The following is a 26,838-nucleotide window of genomic DNA, read 5'->3' as shown; positions in this document are numbered from 1 at the left end:
CGTGAGCAATGCCATATAGAAAGGAGCAAAGCAAAATGAAAGCAAAATTAAAAGTCATTGAAGGCCATCTCATGACCGGTATTTCTTATATTCTTCCTGTGATCATCGGCGCCTCCCTTATCGTTGGTTTAGCAAAACTAGTCGGATTAGGATTTGGTGTTTCAGATTTAAACGCCTATAAGGATGCTGGCGGCATTTTACACGGCGCCTATTTAATGGAGCAGGTTGGCTGGACAGGCATTGGCTTAATGAACGTCCTGCTCGCTGGATTTATCGCCTATTCGATTGCGGATAAATCAGGTCTTGCGGCCGGCTTCATCGGTGGTGCCCTTGCCAGCTCAACGAATGCTGGATTTATCGGTGCCGTCATTGCAGGCTTCTTCGCAGGATATGTCGCTCTTTTTGTGAAACGAAAAATTCAAATTCAAGGCTCCGCAGCCGGACTCGTTCCTCTGCTCATCTTACCGCTTATAACCGTTGGCTTAACCGGGCTTCTCATGTCCGTTCTGCTGGGCGGACCATTAGGCGCTTTGAACACGGCATTAATTGAATGGATCAAAGGTATGGTCGCTGACGGCACAAGCACACTTGCACTCGCTCTGATTCTAGGTGCGATGATTGGCTTCGACCTTGGCGGACCGGTGAATAAATCCGCTTGGATGGCAGGTAATGCACTCTTCCTATCAGGCGTCTACCTCCCTGCCATCCTCGTCAATATTGCGATTGTCATTCCGCCGCTTGGATACGGGCTTGCGACATTGATTCGAAAACGCAACTTCTCTCCAACCTTTAGAGAAGCCGGACGAGGCGGGCTTGTGATGGGCATTATCGGTATTACGGAAGGGGCGATTCCTTTTACCCTTGTCAATCCTTTGAAATTAATTCCGCTCAATGTTGTCGCGTGTGCTGCTGGAAGCGGGGTCGCTGCATTATTAGGTGTTCATGACATCATGCCGCCAATTGGCGGGCTATACGGCTTCTTCTCAGTCGGAAACTGGTGGGCCTATTTAATCGGAGCCCTCACTGGCGCACTCGTCATCGGTATTGGCGCCAACCTGCTTGTGAATTTCTCTGAGAAAAAAGAGCCAAAAACGCCAGAACATGACCAGAAGCAGAAAGAAGAAGACGATTTTGACCTTGTGCTAGAAGGATAATTTGAACATAGAAAGGTGTCGTTGATCAATGACTGTCAATGTACATGTGATTCCACATACTCACTGGGACCGGGAATGGTATTTCACCACCTCCCGATCCCGTATCTACTTAATGAAAAGCGTAATGGACATTTTAGACACCCTTGAAACAGATGAAAGGTTCCATTACTTCATGCTCGATGCACAGGCATCCTTATTGGATGATTACTTGAAATGGCGCCCTGAGGATGAGAATAGAATCAAAAAGCTCGTCACAGCCAAACGTCTCATCATCGGCCCATGGTATACCCAAACCGACCAGCTCGTCATTTCAGGTGAATCGATTGTACGGAACCTGCAATATGGGATTGAACGCTGTCAGCAGTTCGGTCATGTGATGAAAGTCGGCTATGTCCCTGATTCCTTCGGTCAATCCGCGCAAATGCCTCAAATTTACCGTGGATTCGGCATTGTGGATACAGCTTTTTGGCGCGGTGTTTCAGACCATATGACGAATCACACTGAATTCAATTGGCAAGGTGCTGACGGCAGTGAAGTCTTTGCTGTGAACCTGCCATTTGGCTACTACTATGGTGGAAATATTCCTGAAAAGGATGAGGACTTACAAGCCTTTTTATCTGAAAAAATTGGTGCGCTGCAAGCAAAAGCAACCACAAAGAATGTCTATTTCCCAAATGGCTTTGACCAGGCACCGATCCGCAAAAACCTGCCTGACTTATTGGAAAAAGCCAATGAACTTGACGAGCACCACTATCAAATCAGCAGTTTAGAAGATTACATTGCAGCAGTGAAAAAAGAGCGGACGTCTTTTGAAACATTAGAAGGAGAGCTCATTCATGCGAAGCATATGCGGATTCACAAATCTATTTTTTCAACACGAGCTGATTTAAAAATCTTAAACAATCAAATTGAAAACTATCTCGTCAATGTGATGGAGCCTATCCTAACGATCAGCTATTCACTCGGACACGACTATCCGCATGATACGGTTCGTGATATTTGGTACCTCATGTTTGAAAATGCAGCGCATGACAGCATTGGCGGCTGCAATAGCGACACGACGAATCAAGATGTCTTCTTCCGCTACAAGCAGGCAAAGGAAATCGCCGAGAATCTTGTGGACTTACACATGCGTCTCATTGCTATTCGACTGCAAACTGAGCAAGAAATCACATTCACGTTATTTAATACACTGCCTTCAAAGCGTTCTGAAGTCATTGAGGTCGAAACCTTTATCACGGAACGTCCATTTACACTAAAGGATGCAAACGGAAGAACGCTTCACTACACAGTGAAAAGCAAAACCGATGTCACAGATTATGTGCTGGCACAGCAAATTTCTCTTAACCCAAGTAAAGATGTGTACATGCCAAAACAAGTATGGAAAGCCATTCTGCTGATTGAAGCCGCCAGCTTACCGTCCGTTGGTTATACACAAGTCAGCATGGTTTTCGATGAATCGAGCGAATCTGTATGGGAACAAACAGAAGGACGCGCGATTGAAAATACGTATTACCGCATAGCGGCAAATGACAACGGATCGCTGGACATCACAGATAAACAAACAGGCCTGACATTCTCTGAGCAAATGATCTTTGAAGACAATGGAGACGATGGAGATTCCTACAACTATTCCCCGCCGCGCGAAGATCTGTATGTGTCATCCAAGGATCTTTCTTCAGCAGACATCACAGTGTCTAAAAGCGGCCTGCAGGAAGAGCTCACCATCCAGCTTACTCTCACTGTCCCATATGACTTAGAAGAGCGCTCTCAGCAATCGGTCACGACTTCACTCCCGATCACAGCGAAGGTGGCATTAAACAAAGATGAGCCTGTCATCCGTTTTCATGTCGATGTCGACAATCATGCGTTAGACCATCGTCTGCGTGTCCTCTTTGATACAGGCATCGCATCAAAGGTATCACTGAGCGATCAGCAGTTTGGAACCATCGAACGCCCAACAGAGCTCACGCAAGAGCTTGAATGGTGGAGCAATGAGCATTGGGAAGAAAAACCGATCACCATTGAACCGATGCAATCCTTTACTGCACTTCGTGATGAAGCATATGGTGTCGCTCTATTGACCGACTGTGTGAGAGAATACCAGATCACAGGAGAAGACTGCACAACGATTGCGTATACGCTCTTCCGCTGTTTCGGAAAAATGGGGAAAGAAAATCTTCTTTACCGTCCAGGCCGCGCATCTGGGGAAAAAATTGTTGAGACACCTGACGCTCAGCTGCAAGGTGCACTGTCGTTCTCATTTGGCATGCACTATAGCAAGGACGCTGTCAGCGAGGGGCACTTAGCGCAGCTTGCTAAGCGGTATACCACCCCAGTTCAATGCTACGAACGGGCAGACTTTTTAAACGGTCGTTTAATTTTCTCTTTCCGAGATGAAAAAGAAGACTTACAATCTACTTATAGCCTGCTTGACATTGAGACAGACGGAGCCATTCTAAGCGCTCTAAAAAAAGAAGAGCATGGAACAGGCATTGTCATCCGTCTCTTCAATCCATATTTAACGCGTCAAACAGCCGCTTCAATCAATAGTTCATCTCTACAACACGGAGAAACAGCGAATTTAGGCGAAACACCTGAAGGACATATACTCAAAGCACAACATGGATCATTACACATTGAACCGCTCACACCTTGTCAGGTACAAACCTACATTGTAAAGAAAAAATGAACATGTAGGGGCGGGGTCCATTTGGATTCCGCCCCTCTTTAATGGAGGGCATTGATCATGCGAATTGGAGGCATTGAAGCAGGCGGAACAAAATTTGTCTGCGGCTACGGAACAACAGACGGAACGATTGAACACATGACTTCCTTTGCAACAGGAAACCCAATTGAAACATGCCGGCAAGTGATCGATTACTTTACAAAGCATCCTGTCGATGCCATTGGCATTGGGGCATTCGGGCCTGTCGATGTAAAAGAACAAAGCCCAAGCTATGGGACGATTTTAGATACACCAAAAACAGCCTGGCGCCAATTCCCTTTCCTCTTAACCTTAAAACAAGCCCTTGGGCTCCCGATGAAGCTTGATACCGATGTGAACTGTGCTGCACTCGGAGAAGCCCGCTTTTCGGTCGAAGCACAAAAGCCTGCTTCTTTGGTTTACATCACAGTTGGAACAGGAATAGGCGGCGGTGCCTATATTGAACACCGCCTCATTCACGGATTGTTGCATCCAGAAATGGGTCATATCACCGTTCAGCGGCATCCTCATGATTCCTACGGAGGCTGCTGCCCAATACATCACGACTGTTTAGAGGGACTGGCATCTGGACCTGCCATAGAAGGACGCTATCATACACTGGCGCAAATGCTGCCAGAGGAGCATCCTGCCTGGTCACTTCATGCCTACTATCTCGGGCAGATGACCGCCAATTTATTACTCACTCTTTCACCAGAGCGCATCATTCTCGGCGGAGGTGTGATGAAACAGCCCGCTATGCTGCCGCTCATTCTTGATGAAACAGAAAAGCGGCTTCACGGGTATTTGCAGCTGCCAAAGCCTTTAAATGAAATTATCACCAAGCCATCCTTTGATGGATTATCGGGTTTAATGGGCGCAATCGCTCTTGGTACTGATGCCTTACAGGCGCAAGGAGCCGCGCAATGATGATGACGGCAGATCCTCGAACCTATCAGCTGATTCAGCGGCTATTTGAAACGAAGGGGTTCGTGAAGCTGGAGGAGCTCACTGCCTCTTTTCGGTTATCTGACCGCTCCATCCGCAATTTAATCAAAGAAGCAAATGAGCAATTAAAGGAAGCTGGAGCCAAGATTAAAACGATCCGCGGAAAGGGATACACCCTATTAACAAGTGACCAAGACGCCTTCCTGCTTTGGCTTCATCAACAGAAGCTTCCTGCCCGCTCTCTCGTCCCCGTCATGCCAGAAGAGCGTGTACGATTTATGATGAGAAAGCTATTGCTTCAACCGGATTACTTAAAAATTGACCAGCTGGCTGAAGAACTGTTTATCAGCCGCATGACGGTCAGCAGTGATTTAAAAAAAGGACGAGAGCTGTTAGCCCGTTACGGCATGACCCTTGTGTCAAAGCCTGGTTTTGGCTTAAAGATTGAGGGAGACGAGTTGCAAAAAAGAACATGCTATGCAGACTTACTCCTTGAGGAAGAGCCTGCACTTTCTCATATCACCGAGCGGGAGCAGCTCCATTTTCCTGATATTTCTCTTGAAACCATTCGATCTATTGTCTTGACGAACCTGCATCAAGAGTCATTGCTCATTAAAGACATTGCCTTAAAAAACTTAGTCATTCACTTAGCGATTGCGATTCAGCAGACACGAAAAAACCAGCGGATATCCGCCAGCACCACTCGTACACAAAGATCGCAAGTCTTAATGAGAATTGCCCAAAAGATCATACAGCAGGTAAGTGACACCTTTCACGTCATCTTATCAGAGGATGAAACAGATTACTTAGTGATGCATCTTTTGGCGAATCAAACGTGGAAAGAAGCCGCCCAGCATCAGACGACAGTGGAAGTTCAGCAGGCGGTTGCGGTCTTTCTACAGCACATTGAGAAAACAAGCGGCCACCGCTTTGCAGATGACAACATCCTGCAGCAAGACTTGATGCTTCATATGAAGCCATTATTAAATCGAATCCAATATGGCGTATCCTTACAAAATCCGCTTTTGCATGAGATCAAAGCGTCCTATCCTTACCCGTTTGATTTGGCTGTCAGCGGACTGAATGCCTTACAGCTGGTACGGACGCCAAATGAAGACGAGGCGGCATATGTTGCTCTGCATATCGCTGCTTCATTTGAAAGAAGTCAGCTCGATACCTCGCAAAAAAAGAAAGCCATTATCGTGTGCGGGTCTGGACTAGGGACGGCAAGACTGCTTGAAATTAAATTGAAGGCAGCCTTTCAGCACGAACTGGAAATCGTCGAGCTGTATTCCTATCAGGATTATCTAATGAGCACCACCCTGCCCTGTGATGTCATCATTACAACCGTCCCACTCGCATCAAAGGGAAAACCCGTGATTCAGGTCAGCGCTTTTTTTGAACATCATGATGTACAGCGGGTAAATGAGATCATTCATTTATTAAATGGACATGGGACTCCCTCTAAAGAGCTGATGGCATTTTTTCAAGAACGATTGACCTTATTGAATGCTGACCTATCCAGCAAGGAGGAGGTATTAGACACACTATGCAGCCGTTTAGAGAAGCATCAGCTAGTATCGCCTTCTTTTCGGTCCTCGGTGCTTGAGCGGGAGCAAATGTCGTCTACCTATCTTGGCAGAGGAATGGCTATGCCTCACCCGCTCATCACAAATGAAGGCACCTCCTGCGTAGCCATCGCACACTTAAAACAGCCAATTGACTGGCAGGGAGACCAAGTATCACTTGTCTTTTTATTAGCCATTCATAAGGATGACGCAGTCTGTATGAATCAATTCTTTGAACAGGCCGTCGATTTACTGGACAATCCAGACCGCATTCACTTCCTGAAGCAAGCAAAAACATTTGATGAGTTGATGGATGCATTGTTTCAATAAAATAGAACAAAGGCCGCCCAGTTGTTGATGAGGCGGCCTTCGTGTTATTTAGAATATGGATCATCAATCGTATATGACATTTTTCCCTTCTTCGCTTAATTTCTTCAAAGAGCTCAGCATATGTTCAATTTCTTCATCAGAATGTCTTTCCCATGAACCTAATTCTGCGACAATTTTCAAAGGGGATTTCGATCGATAAGAACGTGTTGGATTGCCGGGAAATTTTTTGTCAGTCAAATTCGGATCATTTTCAAATTCGCCTAACGGTTCTACAAGATATATTCTCTCTTTCGCATCAGACCTTGCTAACTCAGCACCCCATTTGGCCGCATTTAATGTTCCAGTGAAATAGATATGGTTTGATTTTTTATCCTGAAAATTGGATAAATACAGCGGTTCAAGCAGATCTCCAATCTTCAATTCTGCTTTCGTCCCATGAAAAAATGGGCCAGGATCTAAAACCTGCTCATTGTCATTCATACAGCCGCACCCCTTATCGTTTTTGACTTGCGTATAACAGTATACGACCTGATTTGGGCGGAAAACAGTCTGTAAATGAGATTGTATTCGCGGTATAATAATAGTAGAGAGCAAGATGTGATTGGATCTAAAAAAATGGAAACTTCTCATTAACACCAACAAGTACAAAAACAAGAATACCTTCCACAGCTGATAGAGTCACAATCACACCATGGTTCATTGGGTATTCCTTCGCAATTAATTTCTGACCTATATAATTCAAAGCATAAAAAATGAAAAACAATAAGAAAAACAGAAAAAGAATCGTCATCATATAAACAGACCCTCTCTTATAATGGATATTAAACCAAATTTTACAATATATAATTAGACTATCATTTTAGAACAACTCGAACAATATGATCTTGCTAATTAGAGTGAATGAAGAAAAAAAGCCAGCCACCCGCATAAGGTGATTGGCTTTTTTATCTGTTACTCCCCGATGTTCTCTCCATTTTGCTGAATCAAGGTTTCGTACCAATAAGAGCTCTTTTTACGAATTCGTTTGAGGTCTTTTAGGTCAAATTCGTCGCGGTTGACGTAGATGAATCCGTAGCGCTTGGAGCATCCTTGGTGTGTGCTGATTAGATCGATTGCAGACCACGGGCAGTATCCGAAGACATCGACTCCGTCTGTGATCGCCCATTTGATTTGTTCGATATGCTTTTCTAAATAGTCAATTCGATAATCATCTTGAATCGATCCATCTTCTTCTAATTTGTCGAAAGCACCCAATCCGTTTTCCGTGATAATAAGGGGCAGCTGATAACGGTCATAAATCTCGCGCATCGTTGAACGGAAGCCGACAGGATCAATCTCCCAGCCAAACGCATTTTTACTTAAGAACGGGTTGTTGCCGCCTTTGTATACGCCATCTTCACCAGATTTTAAATGCTGATCTCCGCCGCGTGCAAATTCATCGTTGCCATCTCCTTTACTCGCTTCAACCGTTTGAGATGTGTAGTAGTTAAAGGCAATGAAGTCTGGCTTCGCACTTTTCAAAATATCCATATCTCCCTCTTCAATAACAGGAAGAATGTCTTTTTCTTTCATGTATGCCCAAGCAAGGTTGTTATAACGGCCGAAGACTGCCATATCAAGATACAGCCAGTTGCGGATCGCATTGTAATTCGCCGCAGCAAGCACATCCTCAGGCTTTGGAGATGCCGGATAAATGAGCGCAATATTTGGTGCTGGTCCAATTTTCGCTTCAGGCAGCAAACGATGACAAAGCGTCATGGCTTTCGCCTGAGCTACGAGCATATGGTGGTTCTGCTGATACAGTTCTTTTTTTGGATTTTCTAAATTTGGATCAAGTGTACCGAGCGCCGATCCATGTAAGATCATCATGTTTTGTTCATTAATGGTCAGCCAATAGTTTACCTTCTGGCCATATTCCTTAAAGAGAACCTCTGCATAACGTTCAAACGCATCTACTGTCGCACGATTTGACCAACCGCCTTTTACTTGAAGCGCATGAGGCAGATCAAAATGATACATTGTCACGATTGGTTCAATGTCATAGCGGCGCAATTCATCGATGAGAGAATGATAGAATTCAATCCCCTTTTGATTGATCTCCCCATCTCCATCTGGAATGATCCGTGTCCATGCAATAGAGAAGCGATAAGCCTTTAAACCCATTTCTGCAAACATCTTCACATCCTCTTTATAGCGGTGATAGTGATCGCTTGCGACTTTAAAATCCGTTGTCCCTTCAGGGTAACTTGCTCTCATATCAATGACAGAAGGCCCCTTGCCATCCTCGTTCCACGCACCTTCTACTTGATAGGCGGAAGTAGATCCGCCCCAGAAAAAGTCCTTTGGAAATGGTGCTAGTGTTGAATATCTCATAATTTCTTCCTCCTCTTGATTAAACGAGATGTAAAAATGATTGTCCTGGTGTGATTTGTTTTACTTCTGTTTCAATAATATCGCTAAACTCACCGGAATTGGTAATAATCACTGGTGTTGTGACGGAAAGGCCGGAAGCTTGGATGGCTTCAATATCAAATTCTGCAAGCAGTTCACCTTCTGTGATGGTTTGCCCCTGTACGACCTTCGGGGTAAAATGCTGACCGCCTAATTGTACGGTATCCAGTCCAATGTGAATGAGCACTTCTGCTCCGCTTTCAGAAGTGAGACCGTACGCATGGCCTGTTGGGAACACCGTTGTCACAACTCCTGATACTGGTGCAAACAACTTGCCTTCTGATGGAATGATGGCTGCACCCTTTCCTAGTGCACCAGATGAGAATGCCTTATCCTGTACTTCCTCCAGCTTGATCACCTCGCCTTTTAAAGGACTCTTCACATGAGCTGCTTTGACCCCATGTTCGTTTTCCATTGTTGGTGCGGAAATCGGTGCTGGCGTGTCATCTTCATCTACTGGATCCTTAAATCCAATCAAATAAGTCAAGACGATGGATAGAACAAACGAGACCGAGATTCCGATGATGAACCCTGTAAACCCTTGTCCATAGAAAATCGGAAGTGTCAGTAAACTTGGAAGCCCTGACGCAATCGCAATACTTTGTGAATAACCGATGATCGCACCGCCGACACCGGCAGAGAGAACGGCTGCAATAAATGGTTTTTTCAAACGAAGCGTGACCCCGTATACAGCTGGCTCTGTAATCCCAAACACGGCAGAAACCGCTGTCGATCCAGCCAATGATTTCAGTTTTTTATTCTTTGTTTTCAGCATAACACCGATTGAGGCACCGGCTTGTGAGAATACAGCTGGCGCAGTAGCCGGCTTGATATGATCTTTTCCATGGACGGCGATATTATTTAAAATCACTGGCACTAGACCCCAGTGGATACCGAAGATCACGAGAACCTGCCATGCCATCGCAATTAAAGCACCTGCAAGTGTAGGACTAAAGGAGAATATTTTCAGCAAGACAGCTGCAATGCCGTTCCCTGCATACACACCAAATGGGCCGAATACAATGAGTGTCAGCGGAACAACCGTGACAAGTAAAATCAGTGGTGTAATAAAGTTTTTGACACTTTCATGAATGACTTTGTTAAAGAAACGTTCGATATATCCCATGACAAACACTGCCAAAATGATTGGAATAACCGTTGATGTATACGACATTAAGACGACCGGAATACCGAAGAAGGTCACATCTCCGCCGCCTTTTGACAACTCTTGAATGGTTGGGTAAATGAGTGCACCAGCAATCGTCACAGCGACAAATGGATTCGCTCTAAACTTCCTCGCCGAAGTGAATGCGAGCAGTAATGGCAGGAAGTAGAACAAGCTGTCAGACGCAGCAAATAAAATTTGGTACGACGTATCTTCAGGTGATAACCATTTCGCATTGATACAGATGCCTAATAGACCTTTTAAAATACCAGCACCCGCCATGACACCGAGAAGTGGTGTGAAAATACCAGAGACAATGTCGACGAATTTTCCGAAAAGGCTTGTGCTCTCTCCACCTGATTTTGCAGATGAAGAAGTGGAATCCTCTAATAGATTCGTAAACTCCCCAATTTCTCGATAAACCTCTGGTACGGTATTGCCAATGACTACTTGAAATTGGCCGCCGCTTTCCATAACGGTTACAACACCATTTAATTTTTCAATGGCTGCTTTGTCTGCTTTTGATCGGTCATGTAATGTGAAGCGAAGTCTTGTGGCACAATGGACCAGTGAATGAACGTTTTTCTCTGTGCCAATGTGTTTGATAATGTCTTCTGCTAATTGACGATAACTCATACAAAAACCCCCTTTTTTTCAAAAAAATACGTTTTTGGGCAAAATAAAAACCTAAACGGGCACCAAAAATAGTCGCAACTTGCCATTGCGCTTTTTCAGTGAACGTTTAGGTTTTGCCTGCCGAACAGTCACAATCCTCTAAGACGATCATTGTGAAACCGTATTCTTTTATGTTTATGAGCAAATAGTACCACTCAGCTTTTCTCATGTCAACGCTTTCTTTTAAAATCTACCTTTATTTTTCTCGTTTGATCAATCGATTCAAATGAATGGATAGATACAGCATCTCCTCTGATGTGAGATCTCGGTGATAGGTTTGATAGACATATTCTGCGATTTTCTTTGCACATTCGTAAGCATTCGGATATTTCACCTTGATCAGCTGATACAAGTCCTGATCTTCGCTGACAAGCAGTGTTTCGTTGATCAGACGCTGGACGAAAAAGCGCAAATGCGTGAGAAAACGGTAATAGTTGAGTGAGTCTTCATCAAAATCCATGTTGAGATGATATTTCACAATGGTGAGAATGGCGTTTACTTCTTTTGTGATATTGACCGTTGTATTCATGTCCTCATTGAGCTCTGCATTAATGATATGCATCGCAATAAAGCCTGCTTCATCCTCAGGCAGTTCAATATGAAGACGCTCTTCAATCATCTCAAGACAGTCCTTTGCCACAAGAAATTCATCTTTGTATAAGCGTTTAATCTCCCAAATAAGCGAATTCTCAATGAGGTGATTTTTCTTCAATCGTTCGATGGCGTAATGAATATGGTCTGCGAGTGATACATGCAGACTTTCATTTAATCTTCGGTTCAGCTTTGTATGTGCATATTGAATCATTTCTTCGGTTACCTTGACCACATCATACGGAACTTCCAGAAGCAGCATTTTCATCCGCTCATGAACGGAGTGATCCTCCAGGCGGAAGACTTTATCGATTAACGATTCGTCTACCGGGTCTCCAGGCCGTCGTTGAAACGCGATACCTCTGCCCATGACGACGATTTCTTTTCCTTGTTCATCTATCACACTAATGACATTATTGTTTAGAACTTTTTGTATCTGCATCCCCAAACACCTCCGTCTATGACCCACAATCTTCACTCAAAATATGCTCTCATCTTAACACAACTGTCAAATCACTTGGTGATTTTATCTGACTTTTGAAATAGATTTCATCATGATTCTACCCCTTCATAGCTGGTCTGATCATTCAATTGCCTGCATACAATACTCCGAGGAGGTGACCTTCAGTGAAGGCTTTTTTCTGGTCTGCATCATTTTTATTCATGCTTCTATTCACACTCGTTTTTCTAGGAATCGTGTTTTGGCTTAGTGGACAAGGCATGGATCAGCTTTGGAGATATGTGCTCATCTCATTTGTCACAGCAGCCGTTTTGCGTGGCGTCACCACTTGGCTGAGGCAGCACGTGATGCATCATTTATCAAAATAAAACGGCTGCCCGCGATATTCAGGCAGCCGTTCCTTTATTCTTTGGATGATGCGGCTTCTTGCTGAGAAGTACGCAGCTCATCATTAATTTTTTTCGCATCCTTTAGAAATTCTGTTTCAAATCCACTTTTGAGTGCCCACATATAAAATAGCAAGGCAACCACTGTAATAAGTGCCATGTCCCAGCCATAATGAATGACGTTATAGCCGCCGAATTTGTCACTGCCAAGGCAGGAAATCGTCATCATCACAAGCAAGTACACGACCATCCAAGCACCCGCCTTCAAGTTGCGGCCGAAGCCTTTCCACTTCGCTTTTGCTTGATAGTAAAAATAGATCGGAAGACCGATGAGGATAATGAACAGCACCTGACCTGTTAACGGCCACCTCGCCCAATACAGCGTCAATGAGGCAAAGACAAAGCCGAGAGGAGCAATGATGCTGAGTCCTTTTATTCGAAGCGGACGATATAAATCTGTCCCTGTCTTTCTCAGTGTCATAACGGTCACTGGACCTGTCAAATAAGAAATGAGCGTCGCAACTGAAATGATTTCTGCAAGTACACCCCAGCCTCTAAATAAAAACAGAAAGATAAACGATACGGCTAAGTTAAAAAACATCGCTGGACGAGGCACACCGTAAATAGGGTGCAGACGGCCAAGCACGCTTGGCATGTATTTGTTTTTTTCCATTCCATAAATCATACGAGATGTCGTCGCCGTATACGTAATCCCTGTACCAGAAGGTGATACAAAAGCATCTGCATATAAAATCAGAACCAGCCAGTTAATCCCAAGCGCAATGGCAAGGTCAGCAAATGGCGAGTTAAAATTCAAATGGCCCCATCCATTCACAATCATGGACGGATTGACAGCACCGATAAAGGCGATTTGTAAAAGCACATAAATTACAGTCGCAATCAAAATGGATCCAACAATGGCGATCGGAATCGATCGGCCTGGATTTTTCGCCTCACCTGCCATATTAATCGGGCTTTGGAAGCCATTGAAGGCAAACACAATCCCTGATGTCGCAACAGCTGTCAGCACACTCGCCCAGCCGTTAGGGGCAATACTTGTTCCAGAAGTAAAATTCTCACTATGAAAACCTACGAATAAGAGCGCACCAATTGTTAATCCTGGAATGACAATTTTAAACACAGTAATGAATGTATTCGCTTTTGAAAATAACCCAACTGTCCAATAATTGAGCAGAAAGTAAATCACAAGAAGTACACTGGCGACCATGAGCCCTTCTGTCGTCAAAACCCCTTTTGTGACCAAATGGCTTGTCCACTTTGCCCACTCCCAAGGCCATGAGCTCATATACTGGACAGAAGCCACCGCCTCAACAGGAATGACGGAGACAATAGCGATCCAGTTTGCCCAAGCAGCAATAAACCCGATAAAAGAGCCGTGTGAATATTGCGTATATTTCACCATTCCGCCTGCCTCTGGAAACATCGATCCGAGTTCACTATAAGACAAAGCGATAAATAAAATCACGACCATCCCAATCAACCAGGACAAAATAGCAGCAGGGCCGGCAATTTGAGCGGCACGCCAAGCACCGAAAAGCCATCCTGAACCAATGATTGAGCCAAGACCTACCATCATTAAAGCGAAAGTTCCCATTCTACGATGCAAATGATTCATGTTCATAACACCTTTCGATTAAATTACAAAGCATGTGCCCAAGTAAGCGTCTTTCTTACTTGCAGCTCACTTTTCAATCAATTGACAAATATTTCTTCAACTAAATCTTTACCCTTGTTCATTTTTTCGCCTGTTTTATTATCTCTCAATTCTCTATTTTCTGAAATAGTCGAACATGCTTATTTCTAAAGAAAGCGCTTTTTCAACGATTCAATCTATTAGACTGAATAACTACCTTTACCCTTATTTTGAAAAAAACAAAACAAAAAAAGAAAGAGGAAATGAATCCCTCTTTCTTCTGAACCCTCTCGTGTATAGAAAAAAGGATAAAGGGGGTCCCTCTATCCTTGTGAGATTGCTTGTTCTTTTTCAATCACAGCTAGTCTTTCTTGCACTTCTTCTTCAGACAGATTGTGCTGTTTCACATAAAGGTTACGTTCACTTGTACGGCATTCATGGCTGCAGCTGCGCATATACTTATGCTCGCTCTCTTCTGTTGCAATCATTTTGCGGTTGCATGCAGGGTTTGCACAGTTCACATAACGCTCGCAAGGCTCACCGGTGAAGAAATCTTTTCCGACAACTACATGCTCTGTTTGATTCACTGGCACTGTTAAGCGGGTATCAAACACATAGCATTGACCATCCCATAGCTTTCCTTGAACTTCTGGGTCTTTTCCGTACGTGACAATTCCGCCGTCAAGCTGAGAGACATCTTCAAAGCCTTCACGCTTTAACCAGCCTGAGAATTTCTCACAGCGTACGCCGCCTGTGCAATACGTCAGGATTTTTTTCCCTTCAAGAATCTCTTTATTGTCACGAATCCACTCCGGTAATTCGCGGAATGTCTCAATATCAGGACGAACTGCCCCTCTAAAGTGGCCAACATCAAACTCGTAATCATTACGTGCATCAATCACAACGGTATCAGGTGATTGCATTTGCTCGTAAAATTCAACTGGGCTGAGATGTTTACCTGTTAATTCTAACGGATTCACGTCATCTTCAAGGCTAAGATTCACTAGTTCATTCCGATGGCGGACGTGCATTTTTTTAAACGCATGACCGTCTGCTTCGTCAATTTTGATCGGCATAGACGCAAAGCGCGGATCTTCTTTTAACGCTTGCATGTACTTGTCCGTTTGCTCAATGGTACCAGAAACAGTTCCGTTCAAGCCTTCTGCTGACACAAGGATACGGCCTAACAAACCAAGCTCCTTACAGAATGCTAGATGCTCTGCTGTAAACGTCTCTGGGTCCTCAATGGGGACATATTGATAGTAAAGTAAGACACGATATTGTTTTTCCATATATATAAACACCTCTTAAATTTAATCAAAACATACCGTTCTTTATCATACAGGAAATACATACCTAAAGGCAATGACAGCGGCTCAATTCCATAAAACGGAAGGGTCTTTTTCCTCATATTTGACAGAACTTTCTGTAAAATGAGATGATTTATGAAATATGATGTTGTAAAGGAGCAGAACTCAATGATCCAGCCAGAAGATATCGTCAGAAGCGGCCCAAACCAATTTATTTCTCAAAAAGGGATTTATCATGAACTCGATTCACTTGTTTCTCCATCCTTCCAGTCGCCCGCTGTACTGACGGGACACGATTCATTTCATGCTTTTTCAGCGTACACAAAGCTTCCACCTCATTGGCCTGTTGTTCAGCACAAAGGATACAGTTCACCAAATGCGATCACACGAATTGCTGAAGAACTGAAAGGGGCAGATGTGATGATTGGGATTGGAGGCGGCACGATTTTAGACACCGCCAAGTCAGTAGCAGAAGCTCTTCAAATTGAAGTGATCATGGTTCCAACCATCCCAGGGACATGTGCTGCATCTACACCGCTTAGCGTCATTTATGATGACAAGGGGAATTTCATGAGAGTCGATTATCATAAACGGTCCAGCTACCTCACGCTCATTGATCATACATTTTTGCTTTCTTCTCCTCTTTCCTACCTTCAAAGTGGGATTGGAGATACGCTGGCCAAATGGTATGAAGCAGAAGCCATTATTCGAAATGCAAAAGACTCCTTACCGCTCATGGTGCATGCTGCACTAAAGCAGGCGGTATACGTCAGAGACATTCTTCTTTCCCATAGCGAAGAAGCCGTCCACAGCTTGACAACAGGGCAGCACTCGCAAGCATTTGCGGATGTAACGGATACCATTATTACATTAGCCGGCACGGTCGGCGGGTACGGGGGACGCTACGGCAGAATGGCAGGAGCTCACGCCATCCATAACGGATTGACATTTATTGAAGAAACGCATCACGTATTACATGGTCAAAAAGTGGCCTATGGCATTCTTGTTCAGCTTGCCGCAGAAAATCGAATGAGCGAAGTAGAAGAATTACTTGAGCTTTATGAAACACTCGGATTACCTAGAAATATGCGTGAGCTTGGCATCACAGCTCAGCTGGAAGAAGCCGCAAAAACAGTGGCAAGCCATGCTGCACGTGCAGACGAAACCTTTTGCTTGATTGGAGACTATTCCAAAGAGCAAATTGCCGACGCCATTCAAGTCATTGAAAACGTATCAGCCTCGAAAAACCGTTAAATAAAAAAAAGCACAGGCATCCACCTGTGCTTTTCTTTCGATTAAAAATCAAAGTTATCTGGATCTGGACCTGTGCGCTCATCTTCATTGAGCTGATCGATGACACCCATCTCATGTGCGGACAGCTCGAAATCGAAGACTTGTGTGTTTTCGATGATTCGGCTCTTCGTCACAGATTTTGGAATGGTGATAATGCCATGCTGCAAGTCCCAGCGAAGAATGACTTGAGCCACGGATTTGTCATGTTTTTTCGCAATATCCTGAAGAACAGGATGGTTCAGAAGCTTCCCGCTGCCTAATGGTGACCACGCTTCTACATGAATCCCTTTCTCCTTGCAGTAGTCTCGTAAAGGCTCCTGCGTTAGCTTAGGATGTAGCTCGATTTGGTTGACCATTGGCACAACTTCTGCCTCTTCTAATAAATCATCTAGGTGGTGCTGATGGAAGTTACACACACCGATGGCTCGAACGCGTCCATCCTTATACAGCTTCTCTAGTGCTTTCCAAGTATCTTTATATTTACCTTCAACTGGCCAATGAATTAAATAAAGGTCTAATACATCTAGCCCAAGCTTGTTCATACTTGTTTCAAAGGCTTCAAGTGTTGCTTCATAGCCTTGATCACGATTCCAGACCTTTGTCGTAATAAACAGATCATCGCGAGAGATGCCTGATTGCTGAATGGCTTTGCCTACCCCTTCTTCATTTTGATAGGCTGCTGCTGTATCGATGCTGTGGTAGCCCGCTTCAAGAGCGTCTGTGACTGCATTTACAGCCTCTTCCCCGTCTTTTACCTGCCATACACCAAAGCCTAGCTTCGGCATTTTTACTCCGTTTGCTAATGTGACTGTATCTGTTAATCCACTCATCAAACAAACCTCCGCTTCATTTTTACTTACCAAGCACTATACCCGAATTTTCTATTGATCATGCAAGAAATTTCGCTGGTGTTATTTGATATATTGTCCTATATCGACTTGATTGGCGTCAACGATTTGGTATTCGCTGATCTTATTTTTCGTTTTAGAACCATCATATGTCTCTAAATAAGCTTGATCATAAAAGACGAATCCGTATGTAACATTGCCTTCCTCTAACACCCTAATCCAATAAGACTCTTTTGTTTCTTTTTTAGCGCCATTCGCCTTCTTTAATTTCATACCTGAAAATTCATTCAGCAGCTTTTGAATATCTTCTTTCTTATCTACCACAACTTGCTCATTATCATGCTCAATTTGAATCGAAGTCACCTTATTCTTATCCAGTGAGGTCACATCATCAAAAGAGTATGTTTTGGTATTGATCATAAAATAAATACCTATTCCTATTAAAACCACTACACCTACACCAATGATCCACTTTTTCAACCTAGCTCCTCCTTCTATCCACGCCACACCTATTGAAACAACGAAATCCAATCATCCTCTTCAGAGAACACTTGAATCCCGTGCTGTTTCAGCAAGGCGGACGTCACACCATCACCCGCTTTTGTCTTACCGTTAAACTCTCCCTGGTAAATCAGCCGGCTCCCGCAAGAAGGGCTGTACTCTTTTAACACAACCGCTGTTGCTTTCAGAGACTGAACCTGTTCCAGCGTGGCTTTTGCACCTTTTACATACATCTCTGTGACGTCAGTTCCATGAACATCGACAACAGCAGCCTGCCCCCGTAAAACATCATATCCATCTCCGCCAATGATTTCTGCCGGTGGTCTAGGCGTAGAGAAGCCGCCAAGCAGTTCAGGACAAACTGTCACAGCCTTTCCTTCCTGCACAAGCTCTTCAATTCGCTGATCTAATCGATGGCTGCCATTATACCGGACCTTCAACCCAGCAAGGCAAGCGCTGACCACAATCACGTCTGTTCCTCATTTTTATGGATTGAGCGTTTTTTACTGACTTTAAAATAAATACATACAGGCAGATAGAAGATCGTGTACCCTAAAAAGGGCAGGGCACAATACAAAGCGGCCGCCCAAACAGGTTCTTCAACTCCTGTAATGCCAAAATAGTAAACAAATAATAGCAAGCTGACAAACAGTCCTACGAACGGCATGATGGCTGCTGACTTTTTAAAATTTTCCATCATTTCTTTCCCCAGAGAAGCTCCCTCCCTTTTAACATGATCAGGAATAACGTCAATATATGTTAATTTTACCATATAAAAAACCGAAATCATCTCATTTTCTACGATGGTTTCGGTTTTTTTAATCTATATTTTTTCTTTCCATGCCTTCAAAAAGCGCTCAATTACTTGTAATTCATCTTCATGAAACTGCTGGAGAAATTCTAAGTAGGACGCGACGGCTTTTTCATGTAGTTCATCATGCAGCGCTGCCAATTGCGTGCCTTTCTCTGTCAATGAATAGTAGACAGATTTCTTATCCCCTTGCCGGTGGCAATAGTCCACCATGCCTTTATCAATTAGTTTTTTCACAGCCTTTGTAATGGCAGGCTTTGATAGTTTTAGTTGTTGAGAAAGAAATGTATTATTTGATTCGTTTGGATTGGCTTGAATCATCGATAAAATGTGAAGCTGTGTGAGTGTCCAATCTTGCTTGAGTGTATCAGTCGTGGTAATCAGTGGATCTGTTGGATCATTCCGTCTCTTTTCCCTATGCATAATCAGATCTTGAATCGCTTTTAATACAATCTGCTCTTTAGTTTCCATCTGAACCTCCACTCTTAACTGGTTAATAAAATGGTACTAATAATTAAAAGAGGAGTCAAAAGAAATGTCAGTGTGAGAAAAAGAACAGGCCATCAGACCTGAAAATGGTGTATGCACTTTTCTACTAGTTGACCCATCATGTCACAGCTCCTCTTTCTTTTATTTGCTATAATTCATGGAAAGAAAGGCTCTTTTCGTGAGATGTTGAAATAATATAGAACAGAAAAAAAGCTGCCTATCATGAGGCAGCTATTCAGCACGATGCTGACGATCCATATAAAGTGGTGGTCTTTTCAACGAAATCACCGCACAGCTAAAGGCAATCAGCACAAACACTGCACCGAATTTCGCCAGATCAACAGATGAACCGGTCATCGTAAACAGGACACCGCCAACCGCTGATCCAATTGAGATACCAATTTGCAAGGCCGATGTATTTAAGCTTTGCTGAATATCAGACGTCACAGGATCTGTTTGAATCAAATAACTCTGCAAGGCAGGCGTTAATGCCCAGCTAAGCGCTCCCCATAGGACAACCATGATCATAAAGAGGACAAACACACCCGCTGTATAAGGAATGATAAACATCACAACTGCAAACGCGATTGTCACCAGCAAAATGGCTTTCCCTGAACCCAGCTTGTCACTAAGCCAGCCGCCAAACCCATTCCCGCCAATAGATGCAAGCCCAAAGACCAAATAACAAATACTAATCCAGAACGGGGTCATATGCAGAACTTCCATTAAAAACGGAGTGAAATAAGAATAAAGCATATAATGACCTGCCAGCATAAACAAACTAATCAAGTGTGCACTAAAAATTTTCGGATGCCCTAAAGAACGTATTTGCTCTCTAAGAGGTGTCACTTTTTCAACAGGCATTTTCTCCAATAGGAAATAGATCAGCACCATCGATATCGCTGATAAAATACTGATTCCTAAAAACATCACTCTCCAGCCAAAGCTCTCTGTAATAAAAATACCGATCGGTACACCGAGAACAAGTGAAGAACTAATCCCAATAAAAATCAGCCCTAATGCCTTCGCACGATGCGCTGGTTCCACCAATTTAGCAGTGATCGTCAGTGACAACACCACGACAAGCGCTGTACTCATTGCGATCAATACCCTAGAGATCATGACAAGGGCAAAAGTCGAACTAAAATATGTGAATACATTCCCTATTGTAAACACCAATAACGCGATTAGATAAAGACGCTTTCGTTCAATTTTAGCTGTGGCAGTCAGCAGCACAGGTGCTGAAATGGCATACACAATGGCAAATACGGTGATAAGCTGCCCAGCTGTCGCAAGAGATACATTCAAATCCTCTGCAAGGCTTGGCAAAATGCCCCCGACCACAAGCTCAACTAATCCAACCGCAAAAGTAGAAACGGCTAATAAATATACTCTCCAGTTCATGTCTAACATCCCTTCTCTATATCATCGCTTTCACTTTTGATACAGGGCGCAGACAAACAAAAAAACCCTGATTACAAAAAAGGAAAGCGCGCTTTTGTAATCAGGATTTATCGGATCCTGGTAGAAACCCTCAAACCATATTATTGAGGTTATACAAGTCTATTTTTTTCTTCAAATATATTAGCATAGCCTTACATAACTGGCAAGCTGTAAAAATAGGAAATGACTGCAAATTCACGATCAAACAAAGCACTCAGAACAGCATGAAAAGAAACCCCAGTACAACTTGCTTTCTCCTGCATTTACAGGTAAACTGATGAAAAATCAACGAACATTGATCAACGTAGATCTGGAATAGTAGCTTGAATTGACCTTTAACAGAGAGGGAACCGTGCTGAGAAGTTCCTACTGACATCTTCAAGTGAACCTGCCGATTTAGTTCTGTTTCATACAGCGGTTCATACCGTTATCATGATCGAGTGTAAAGCTGTGCTTTAAATTAGGGTGGTACCACCAGGAATGGTCCCTAACTTAAAGCACAGCTTTTTTGTTTTTACAAAGGAGGAACATGCAATGTCAAAGAAACAATTTGTTGAAAAAATCACAAGCATGGAAGACGACTTTGCCCAGTGGTATACAGATGTTGTCACAAAGGCACGCCTCGTCGATTATTCAAGCGTCAGAGGCAGTATGATCATTCAGCCATATGGCTTTAAAATTTGGGAGAATATTCGCGACGAACTTGACCGCCAAATCAAAGAAACAGGGCATGAGAATGTGTATATGCCGCTCTTTATCCCAGAGAGTCTGCTGCAGCAGGAAAAAGACCATATCGAAGGCTTCGCTCCTGAAGTGGCGTGGGTCACACATGGCGGTGAATCCGAATTACAGGAAAGGCTCTGCGTCAGACCAACCTCTGAAGTACTGTTCGCTGAGCATTACAAAAATATCATTCATTCCTACCGTGATTTACCGAAGCTTTATAACCAATGGGCGAATGTCGTCCGCTGGGAAAAAACCACACGTCCATTCCTTAGAACGCTTGAATTCCTATGGCAGGAAGGACACACATGCCATGAGACTGAGCAAGAAGCGATTGAAGAGACAGAAAGAATGCTTCACATCTACGCTTCTCTTTGCGAAGAGCTCCTTGCCATTCCTGTCATTAAAGGGAGAAAAACAGAGAAGGAAAAATTCGCTGGTGCCCGCTTCACCTATACGGTTGAAAGCTTGATGCATGATGGAAAAGCGCTGCAAACGGCCACTTCTCACTTCTTCGGAAACGGATTTGCCAAAGCATTTGGCATCGAATTCTTAAACCGCGAAGGAAAACTAGAGCATGTCCAGCAAACCTCTTGGGGCTTTACGACAAGAATCATCGGTGCCATGATCATGGTGCACGGTGATGACAGAGGACTCGTCCTTCCGCCAAACATTGCGCCAACCCAAGTGCGTGTTGTGCCAATTGCTTCCCATAAAGAAGGTGTCCTCGATCATGCCTATGAATTAAAGGATCGACTCGCCAGCATCGCACGCGCTGACATCGATGCAAGCGATAAACAGCCTGGCTGGAAATTCAACGAATGTGAAATGCAAGGTATCCCTTTACGTGTAGAGGTGGGACCAAAGGATATGGAAAAAGGCCAGGTCATGCTCGCAAGACGAGACACAGGTGAAAAGCAAGCCGTCAAGTTAGATGCACTTGAACAAACCATCACATCCACGCTTGAAGACATTCAACGGACAATGTACGAAAAGGCGAAAGAACGATTACATGAAAAAACATCAAAAGCTCACACAATTGAAGACATTGAGCACATTCTTTCAGAAGAAAACCGATTGATTAAAGCCATGTGGTGCGGTGACGAAGCCTGTGAAAACGACATTAAAGAAAGAACAGGGGCGACCTCACGCTGTATCCCATTTGAACAGGAATCCGTTTCAGACACATGTGTCTGCTGCGGAAAGCCTGCATCTGATATGGTCTTCTGGGCGAAAGCTTATTGAGAATCGAAACGAAAGAGAAGCATCCTTTACGATGCTTTTTTTTTTGTTAAAAAGACCCAAACACCCATTGACCTCACCTGCACGATCCCCTATAATTCATATTAATATAATCGGTTTTTAAGACTTTAACTGGAGTGGTGATATATGAAGCGCTGGCCCTCACTGTTTGCCGAACGCTGCCCTAAATGTAAAACAGCATTAGAAGTCTCTAAGTCCAATGCCCTGCAAGGCAAAGTCGTGAAAACATGCCCCAACCTTCATTATCAAAAAGAGTTTCATCCAGCCCTTGAAACATATATCGAGCACGATGACGTCAAATAAAAAAGACCAACACGTTTGCTTTGTTGGTCTTTTCTTTATAATAAATCCAGCCAAATTTTGAGCGCTGTCGCCGTAATCATCGCAGCAAGTGCCCATTGTAAGTAGACGGCGTTGATTTTCTGACCGACCTTAGCACCAATCGGAGCGGCGATTAAACTTGCCAGCATCAGCACAACCGCAGGAAGAAGCATGACTTGACCCGTCAATACCTTTCCAGCCGATGCACCGATCGCAGAAAGAAACGTAATCGCAAGGGACGACGCAATCGTCATCCTGACAGGAATTTTTAAAATAGACAGCATCACCGGTACCAATATAAATGCTCCGCCCGCGCCTAGTACCCCGGAAACACTACCAATCACAAAGGCAATACCTGCCGCAAGTCCTTTATGAAAAGTGACTTCTTCCTCTGCATCTGCACGCTGTCCCTTTTTTGGAATCAGCATGAGAACCACAGCCACAATCGCAAGCAATCCATAGACGAGATTCATCCCATTCTCTGGCATGAAGTGAGATACATAACTGCCTAGTAAGCTGCCCGCCAATATACTGCTCCCCATATATAAAATCAACGACCGATGTAAAAATCCGCTTTTACGATAGGCCAATACCCCACCGAGCGTCGAAAAAAGCACTTGAATGGCGCCAATGCCTGATACCTCGTGTGCCGAGAGTGCCATCACACCGACAAGTGGCGGGATATAAAGAAGCATAGGATAGTTGATCACGGATCCCCCAATCCCCACCATTCCTGATAAGAAGGAACCAATACATCCGATGATAAAAAGTGTAATCAAAAACGCAAAATCCACGCTGGTCTCCTCCTTTGCAAAAGGAAAAGGGGATCTTCAGCAGATACCCCTACATCCTTTAGGACCCTTTTCTCACCCAGAACTTCAGCACATGTCCTTCTTCCGTCTGCGTGATCAATTCATGTCCGCTTGACTTCGCCCATGCTGCTAAGTCAGCTTTAGCTCCTTTATCTGTTGCATGTATTTCTAAAACTTGACCTTCCGCCAAGTCGTTCATTTTTTTCTTTGTTCGAATAATCGGCATTGGGCATGCAAGCCCTGTGACGTCTAACATTTGATCTGATGTCATTTCGTTGTTCCTCTCCTCTTATTTTATTGGACATTACCGAATCGCACAACGGTTTGGACCAATTTCCATTTCACGCTGCGCTTCATCGTCTGGGCTCAGCTTCCCCATATTGGTTTGACGAATGTCTTGATAGGCGTTTGGTTGTGCAGGTAGGTTCTTCGTGACCATTTCTCTAAATACGGCTTCATCATCAATATTCAGTCCATGATTTTCTTCAAATAGAACGCCTAGCTCCTTCCAAACGCTTCCGTCTTCATTAACTTCATCCATGATCATGAAATGCGCTGGCAACACAATCAATTCTTTTGAAAGTGCGCCATATCGGTCATATAGGGTTTCTCTCAAATCACCTACCCAGTCCTCCGCCATTCCAGCGAGGTCGGGTCTTCCAATCGAATCCACGAACAAAATATCACCTGAAAGAAGATATTGATCATCCACGATAAAAGATGTTGACCCAATCGTATGCCCCGGTGAGTAAAGGGGATGAATATCAATGGTAGCCGCTCCTATCGCGATGCGCTCTCCTTCTTCAAGACGGTTATATTCAAAGATCACTTCTTCTGCATCTTTTGGCGGCAGCCAGTAGCTAGCACCCGTCTGTTCAGCCAGTTTCTTCCCGCCAGAAATATGATCTGCATGAAGATGAGTGTCCAACACTTGCGTTATAGAGACATGATGCTTTTTAGCAAAACGCATATAGACATCCGTCATTCTAGCTGCATCTACAATTGCGGCTTCTCCATTCGACATGATCATATAAGACAGGCATCCCTTGCCCATCCGTACAAATTGATAGAGCTCTCCACCGCCGCTTAAATCACCAATCTTCACTGGCTCTAGATGCTCACTCCACGCCTTCATGCCGCCTTCTAAATAATGGACCGTTCTGCCCGCCTCTGACAGCATCTCCGCGACCATGATAGAGGAGCCTTCCTTGGCACAAACCACCAATACTTCACGATCAAGAGGAATGTCATGCAGAATGCCCTCTACTCCTTCAAGGAGATCAAAATAAGGCACATTCATATGAACGATTGCTTCCCCTTCGATCTTCCAATCCTGAACATCCGCTTGATTTCGCACATCTAGCAAAAAGAGCGGTTCTTTGTTCACGATCTTTTTTGTTAACTGCTCTGCGTTCATCGCTTTTACCGTCATGTTCCATTCAGCTCCTATTTTTCAATCGCTCCTGTCCAGCTATTCATGCCTGGCACAATATTCGTCAATTGATGAAATCCTTTTTCTTTTAACTTTTGCGCAGCTAATTCACTTCTTCTGCCTGAATGACAGATTAGGTAAATGTCCGTCTCCCGGCTCAATTCCTCCGCACGTTGATCCACCTCACCAAGAGAAATATGAACAGCTCCTGGAATATGCCCCGCCTCGTATTCATCCAGCTCTCGCACATCTAAAATAAACAAAGATGGATCTTCTTTTACTTTCTGTTGAAAAGTCTCCAAAGACAGTTCCGAAATCATGGACTTCCCTTCTTTCTCTTGTTCTCCGCCTTTACGAATTAAATGATGAAGCACCTGGCCTTCTACTGTTGTTCCTAAAAATTCGTGGCCTGCACTTTTTGACCATGCCGCTAAATCCGCTGTTGATCCTTTATCAGTGGCTTGCACTTCAAGCACATCGCCTGGCAAGAGCTCATTCATTTGTTTTTTTGTTTTTACAATCGGCATCGGGCATGCCAGTCCTTTTGCATCTAATATGACAGTTGGTTGCTGCATGTCTTCTCCTCCTTTAAATAGGGGTAGGGGTATATTTTATTGCGCATTTAATGCCAAGCATTCACGCCACCCTTGATGTTTGTAATCTGAGTAAATCCCTGCTTCTTCAATATTTTCGCGGCCTGCATACTTCTCATTCCGCTCTGACATATCACATAAACCTCTTCATTTTTCTCAAGCTGAGAAGCTCGTTTCTTCAAATGAGGCAACGGGATGTTTTGAAAGCCTTTGATATGACTTGTTTGAAATTCAATAGGAGATCGCACATCAATGAGCTGTTGACCTTTGCTTTTCAGCTTCTTTTTCATATGAGCTGCATCTATTTGCTTCACACCTCGTACCGGCAGAAAGCGGCTTATGAGTAATCCAATTACGATGATGAGTAAAATCGTCTGCACCATCCTGCTTCACCTCACTAGATAAATAAATTCACACGTCCGATTTCAGCCTCTGCTAAATATGCTGCTACACCAGCATATTGAATGTCGTCCAATAATTCTTTCTCCTGTAATCCTAAAAGATCCATCGTCATTGTACATGCCACTAGGTTAATATCCTGTTCCTTTGCCATCTCAATGAGCTGCGGCAAGGTCATGGCATTGTGCTTTTTGATTACATGCTTGATCATTTTCGGCCCCATTCCCGCAAAATTCATCTTGGAAATCCCCAAGCGATCAGCCCCGCGCGGCATCATCTTGCCGAACATTTTTTCTAAAAATCCTTTTTTCATCGGTACCATCTCATCCTTACGCAAGGCATTCAGCCCCCAAAATGTATGGAAAATGGTCACCTCATGATCATAGGCTGCTGCACCATTGGCAATAATGTAAGCGGCCATCGCTTTATCATAATCTCCACTAAATAACACAATCGTCGTGCGCTTTTTCTGTTCTTCCATTCTGCTCCTCCTCACCCTAAGTACCCTACGGGG

Annotated in this window: 26 protein-coding genes and 1 riboswitch; of the genes, 8 read left to right on the top strand and 18 right to left on the bottom strand. The window is 43.9% G+C overall.

Annotation, left to right across the window (positions count from 1 at the left end):
• Nucleotides 1-35 precede the first annotated feature (35 nt).
• Genes C6347_RS12855 through C6347_RS12840 form a run of 4 tightly spaced genes read left to right on the top strand, consistent with a single transcriptional unit; the run spans nt 36 to nt 6,704 of the window.
• The gene (locus C6347_RS12855) at nt 36-1,154 is read left to right on the top strand and encodes a PTS fructose transporter subunit IIC (protein WP_034664325.1); all 1,119 of its coding nucleotides are present in this window, start codon (nt 36-38) and stop codon (nt 1,152-1,154) included.
• Nucleotides 1,155-1,182: 28 nt separating this feature from the next.
• On the top strand, nt 1,183-3,846 hold the full coding sequence (gene mngB / locus C6347_RS12850) for a mannosylglycerate hydrolase (RefSeq protein ID WP_060595446.1): 2,664 nt from the start codon (nt 1,183-1,185) through the stop codon (nt 3,844-3,846).
• Between the two features lie 57 nt (nt 3,847-3,903).
• Entirely contained in the window at nt 3,904-4,788 is an 885-nt protein-coding gene (locus C6347_RS12845) for an ROK family protein (protein WP_060595445.1), read from the top strand.
• The gene (locus tag C6347_RS12840) at nt 4,785-6,704 is read left to right on the top strand and encodes a BglG family transcription antiterminator (protein ID WP_060595444.1); all 1,920 of its coding nucleotides are present in this window, start codon (nt 4,785-4,787) and stop codon (nt 6,702-6,704) included. The genes C6347_RS12845 and C6347_RS12840 overlap by 4 nt, the downstream gene beginning before the upstream one ends.
• Nucleotides 6,705-6,767: 63 nt before the next feature.
• Here C6347_RS12840 and arr read toward each other — a convergent pair whose 3' ends face one another.
• The 4 genes from arr to licT form a co-directional block, all read right to left on the bottom strand.
• Nucleotides 6,768-7,184 carry an NAD(+)--rifampin ADP-ribosyltransferase gene (gene arr / locus C6347_RS12835; protein ID WP_034664337.1) on the bottom strand — a complete coding sequence of 139 codons (417 nt, stop codon included), beginning with the start codon at nt 7,182-7,184 and terminating at the stop codon, nt 6,768-6,770.
• A 471-nt stretch (nt 7,185-7,655) separates the two neighbouring features.
• Complete coding sequence (locus C6347_RS12825) at nt 7,656-9,077, bottom strand: glycoside hydrolase family 1 protein (RefSeq protein WP_060595442.1); 1,422 nt, start codon at nt 9,075-9,077, stop codon at nt 7,656-7,658.
• Between the two features lie 19 nt (nt 9,078-9,096).
• On the bottom strand, nt 9,097-10,956 hold the full coding sequence (locus C6347_RS12820; protein ID WP_060595441.1) for a beta-glucoside-specific PTS transporter subunit IIABC: 1,860 nt from the start codon (nt 10,954-10,956) through the stop codon (nt 9,097-9,099).
• A 235-nt stretch (nt 10,957-11,191) separates the two neighbouring features.
• The gene (gene licT, locus C6347_RS12815) at nt 11,192-12,028 is read right to left on the bottom strand and encodes a BglG family transcription antiterminator LicT (RefSeq protein WP_060595440.1); all 837 of its coding nucleotides are present in this window, start codon (nt 12,026-12,028) and stop codon (nt 11,192-11,194) included.
• 185 nt (nt 12,029-12,213) lie between these two features.
• Here licT and C6347_RS12810 point away from each other — a divergent pair, with 185 nt between their 5' ends.
• A complete protein-coding gene (locus tag C6347_RS12810; RefSeq protein ID WP_060595439.1) occupies nt 12,214-12,414 on the top strand; it encodes a hypothetical protein in 201 nt (66 codons plus the stop codon).
• A 34-nt stretch (nt 12,415-12,448) separates the two neighbouring features.
• Here the strand turns inward: C6347_RS12810 and C6347_RS12805 are convergent, their stop codons facing one another.
• Both C6347_RS12805 and trhO read right to left on the bottom strand, forming a co-directional pair.
• The gene (locus tag C6347_RS12805; RefSeq protein WP_060595438.1) at nt 12,449-14,068 is read right to left on the bottom strand and encodes a glutamate/serine transporter AimA; all 1,620 of its coding nucleotides are present in this window, start codon (nt 14,066-14,068) and stop codon (nt 12,449-12,451) included.
• A 341-nt stretch (nt 14,069-14,409) separates the two neighbouring features.
• Nucleotides 14,410-15,378: an oxygen-dependent tRNA uridine(34) hydroxylase TrhO gene (gene trhO / locus C6347_RS12800; protein WP_060595437.1), complete on the bottom strand. Its 969-nt coding sequence runs from the start codon at nt 15,376-15,378 to the stop codon at nt 14,410-14,412.
• A gap of 189 nt (nt 15,379-15,567) precedes the next feature.
• Here trhO and C6347_RS12795 point away from each other — a divergent pair, with 189 nt between their 5' ends.
• Nucleotides 15,568-16,650 (top strand): iron-containing alcohol dehydrogenase family protein, encoded by a 1,083-nt coding sequence (locus tag C6347_RS12795; protein ID WP_060595537.1) that lies wholly within the window; start codon nt 15,568-15,570, stop codon nt 16,648-16,650.
• Nucleotides 16,651-16,691: 41 nt separating this feature from the next.
• On the opposite strand, the gene C6347_RS12790 is transcribed toward C6347_RS12795, so the two are convergent.
• The 6 genes from C6347_RS12790 to C6347_RS12765 all read right to left on the bottom strand — a co-directional run bounded on the left by C6347_RS12790 (nt 16,692) and on the right by C6347_RS12765 (nt 20,742).
• Nucleotides 16,692-17,519 carry an aldo/keto reductase gene (locus C6347_RS12790; RefSeq protein WP_060595436.1) on the bottom strand — a complete coding sequence of 276 codons (828 nt, stop codon included), beginning with the start codon at nt 17,517-17,519 and terminating at the stop codon, nt 16,692-16,694.
• An 81-nt stretch (nt 17,520-17,600) separates the two neighbouring features.
• Nucleotides 17,601-18,017, bottom strand: a complete 417-nt coding sequence (locus C6347_RS12785) for a hypothetical protein (protein WP_060595435.1) — start codon at nt 18,015-18,017, stop codon at nt 17,601-17,603.
• 29 nt (nt 18,018-18,046) lie between these two features.
• Entirely contained in the window at nt 18,047-18,508 is a 462-nt protein-coding gene (locus C6347_RS12780; RefSeq protein ID WP_060595434.1) for a 2-thiouracil desulfurase family protein, read from the bottom strand.
• Nucleotides 18,505-18,735 (bottom strand): hypothetical protein, encoded by a 231-nt coding sequence (locus tag C6347_RS12775; protein WP_223250469.1) that lies wholly within the window; start codon nt 18,733-18,735, stop codon nt 18,505-18,507. The genes C6347_RS12780 and C6347_RS12775 overlap by 4 nt, the downstream gene beginning before the upstream one ends.
• Before the next feature lie 126 nt (nt 18,736-18,861).
• Entirely contained in the window at nt 18,862-19,320 is a 459-nt protein-coding gene (locus tag C6347_RS12770) for a MarR family transcriptional regulator (protein ID WP_034664352.1), read from the bottom strand.
• A gap of 249 nt (nt 19,321-19,569) precedes the next feature.
• Nucleotides 19,570-20,742, bottom strand: coding sequence for an MFS transporter (locus tag C6347_RS12765; protein WP_060595432.1), 1,173 nt, complete (start codon nt 20,740-20,742; stop codon nt 19,570-19,572).
• A 77-nt stretch (nt 20,743-20,819) separates the two neighbouring features.
• Nucleotides 20,820-20,919, bottom strand: a riboswitch (purine riboswitch).
• 396 nt (nt 20,920-21,315) lie between these two features.
• On the opposite strand from C6347_RS12765, the gene proS reads away from it, so the two are divergent.
• Both proS and C6347_RS19255 read left to right on the top strand, forming a co-directional pair.
• On the top strand, nt 21,316-22,749 hold the full coding sequence (gene proS, locus C6347_RS12760; protein ID WP_106071719.1) for a proline--tRNA ligase: 1,434 nt from the start codon (nt 21,316-21,318) through the stop codon (nt 22,747-22,749).
• Nucleotides 22,750-22,893: 144 nt separating this feature from the next.
• Nucleotides 22,894-23,070 (top strand): hypothetical protein, encoded by a 177-nt coding sequence (locus tag C6347_RS19255; RefSeq protein WP_003216908.1) that lies wholly within the window; start codon nt 22,894-22,896, stop codon nt 23,068-23,070.
• A gap of 35 nt (nt 23,071-23,105) precedes the next feature.
• Here the strand turns inward: C6347_RS19255 and C6347_RS12755 are convergent, their stop codons facing one another.
• Genes C6347_RS12755 through C6347_RS12730 form a run of 6 tightly spaced genes read right to left on the bottom strand, consistent with a single transcriptional unit; the run spans nt 23,106 to nt 26,805 of the window.
• Nucleotides 23,106-23,882, bottom strand: a complete 777-nt coding sequence (locus C6347_RS12755) for a sulfite exporter TauE/SafE family protein (protein ID WP_106071718.1) — start codon at nt 23,880-23,882, stop codon at nt 23,106-23,108.
• 58 nt (nt 23,883-23,940) lie between these two features.
• A complete protein-coding gene (locus C6347_RS12750; RefSeq protein ID WP_012008770.1) occupies nt 23,941-24,171 on the bottom strand; it encodes a sulfurtransferase TusA family protein in 231 nt (76 codons plus the stop codon).
• A gap of 33 nt (nt 24,172-24,204) precedes the next feature.
• A complete protein-coding gene (locus C6347_RS12745) occupies nt 24,205-25,332 on the bottom strand; it encodes an MBL fold metallo-hydrolase (RefSeq protein WP_106071717.1) in 1,128 nt (375 codons plus the stop codon).
• 14 nt (nt 25,333-25,346) lie between these two features.
• Nucleotides 25,347-25,907: a sulfurtransferase TusA family protein gene (locus tag C6347_RS12740; RefSeq protein ID WP_106071716.1), complete on the bottom strand. Its 561-nt coding sequence runs from the start codon at nt 25,905-25,907 to the stop codon at nt 25,347-25,349.
• A gap of 47 nt (nt 25,908-25,954) precedes the next feature.
• On the bottom strand, nt 25,955-26,308 hold the full coding sequence (locus C6347_RS12735; protein WP_060595427.1) for a rhodanese-like domain-containing protein: 354 nt from the start codon (nt 26,306-26,308) through the stop codon (nt 25,955-25,957).
• A gap of 14 nt (nt 26,309-26,322) precedes the next feature.
• Nucleotides 26,323-26,805 carry a DsrE/DsrF/DrsH-like family protein gene (locus C6347_RS12730; protein ID WP_060595426.1) on the bottom strand — a complete coding sequence of 161 codons (483 nt, stop codon included), beginning with the start codon at nt 26,803-26,805 and terminating at the stop codon, nt 26,323-26,325.
• Nucleotides 26,806-26,838 lie beyond the last annotated feature (33 nt).

The organism is Bacillus sp. NMTD17, assembly GCF_002998735.1.
Taxonomy (GTDB): domain Bacteria; phylum Bacillota; class Bacilli; order Bacillales; family Bacillaceae; genus Bacillus.
The sequence above is the reverse complement of the archived record's forward strand: the minus strand, read 5'-3'. Positions and strand labels throughout refer to the sequence as shown.

Bases quoted from the DNA above. Each gene is read 5' to 3' on its own strand.
- C6347_RS12855 (WP_034664325.1), top strand. From the start codon at position 36: ATGAAAGCAAAATTAAAAGTCATTGAAGGCCATCTCATGACCGGTATT.
- mngB (WP_060595446.1), top strand. From the start codon at position 1,183: ATGACTGTCAATGTACATGTGATTCCACATACTCACTGGGACCGGGAA.
- C6347_RS12845 (WP_060595445.1), top strand. From the start codon at position 3,904: ATGCGAATTGGAGGCATTGAAGCAGGCGGAACAAAATTTGTCTGCGGC.
- C6347_RS12840 (WP_060595444.1), top strand. From the start codon at position 4,785: ATGATGATGACGGCAGATCCTCGAACCTATCAGCTGATTCAGCGGCTA.
- arr (WP_034664337.1), bottom strand. From the start codon at position 7,184: ATGAATGACAATGAGCAGGTTTTAGATCCTGGCCCATTTTTTCATGGG.
- C6347_RS12825 (WP_060595442.1), bottom strand. From the start codon at position 9,077: ATGAGATATTCAACACTAGCACCATTTCCAAAGGACTTTTTCTGGGGC.
- C6347_RS12820 (WP_060595441.1), bottom strand. From the start codon at position 10,956: ATGAGTTATCGTCAATTAGCAGAAGACATTATCAAACACATTGGCACA.
- licT (WP_060595440.1), bottom strand. From the start codon at position 12,028: ATGCAGATACAAAAAGTTCTAAACAATAATGTCATTAGTGTGATAGAT.
- C6347_RS12805 (WP_060595438.1), bottom strand. From the start codon at position 14,068: ATGAATCATTTGCATCGTAGAATGGGAACTTTCGCTTTAATGATGGTA.
- trhO (WP_060595437.1), bottom strand. From the start codon at position 15,378: ATGGAAAAACAATATCGTGTCTTACTTTACTATCAATATGTCCCCATT.
- C6347_RS12790 (WP_060595436.1), bottom strand. From the start codon at position 17,519: ATGAGTGGATTAACAGATACAGTCACATTAGCAAACGGAGTAAAAATG.
- C6347_RS12775 (WP_223250469.1), bottom strand. From the start codon at position 18,735: ATGGAAAATTTTAAAAAGTCAGCAGCCATCATGCCGTTCGTAGGACTG.
- C6347_RS12770 (WP_034664352.1), bottom strand. From the start codon at position 19,320: ATGGAAACTAAAGAGCAGATTGTATTAAAAGCGATTCAAGATCTGATT.
- C6347_RS12765 (WP_060595432.1), bottom strand. From the start codon at position 20,742: ATGAACTGGAGAGTATATTTATTAGCCGTTTCTACTTTTGCGGTTGGA.
- proS (WP_106071719.1), top strand. From the start codon at position 21,316: ATGTCAAAGAAACAATTTGTTGAAAAAATCACAAGCATGGAAGACGAC.
- C6347_RS19255 (WP_003216908.1), top strand. From the start codon at position 22,894: ATGAAGCGCTGGCCCTCACTGTTTGCCGAACGCTGCCCTAAATGTAAA.
- C6347_RS12750 (WP_012008770.1), bottom strand. From the start codon at position 24,171: ATGACATCAGATCAAATGTTAGACGTCACAGGGCTTGCATGCCCAATG.
- C6347_RS12745 (WP_106071717.1), bottom strand. From the start codon at position 25,332: ATGACGGTAAAAGCGATGAACGCAGAGCAGTTAACAAAAAAGATCGTG.
- C6347_RS12740 (WP_106071716.1), bottom strand. From the start codon at position 25,907: ATGCAGCAACCAACTGTCATATTAGATGCAAAAGGACTGGCATGCCCG.
- C6347_RS12735 (WP_060595427.1), bottom strand. From the start codon at position 26,308: ATGGTGCAGACGATTTTACTCATCATCGTAATTGGATTACTCATAAGC.
- C6347_RS12730 (WP_060595426.1), bottom strand. From the start codon at position 26,805: ATGGAAGAACAGAAAAAGCGCACGACGATTGTGTTATTTAGTGGAGAT.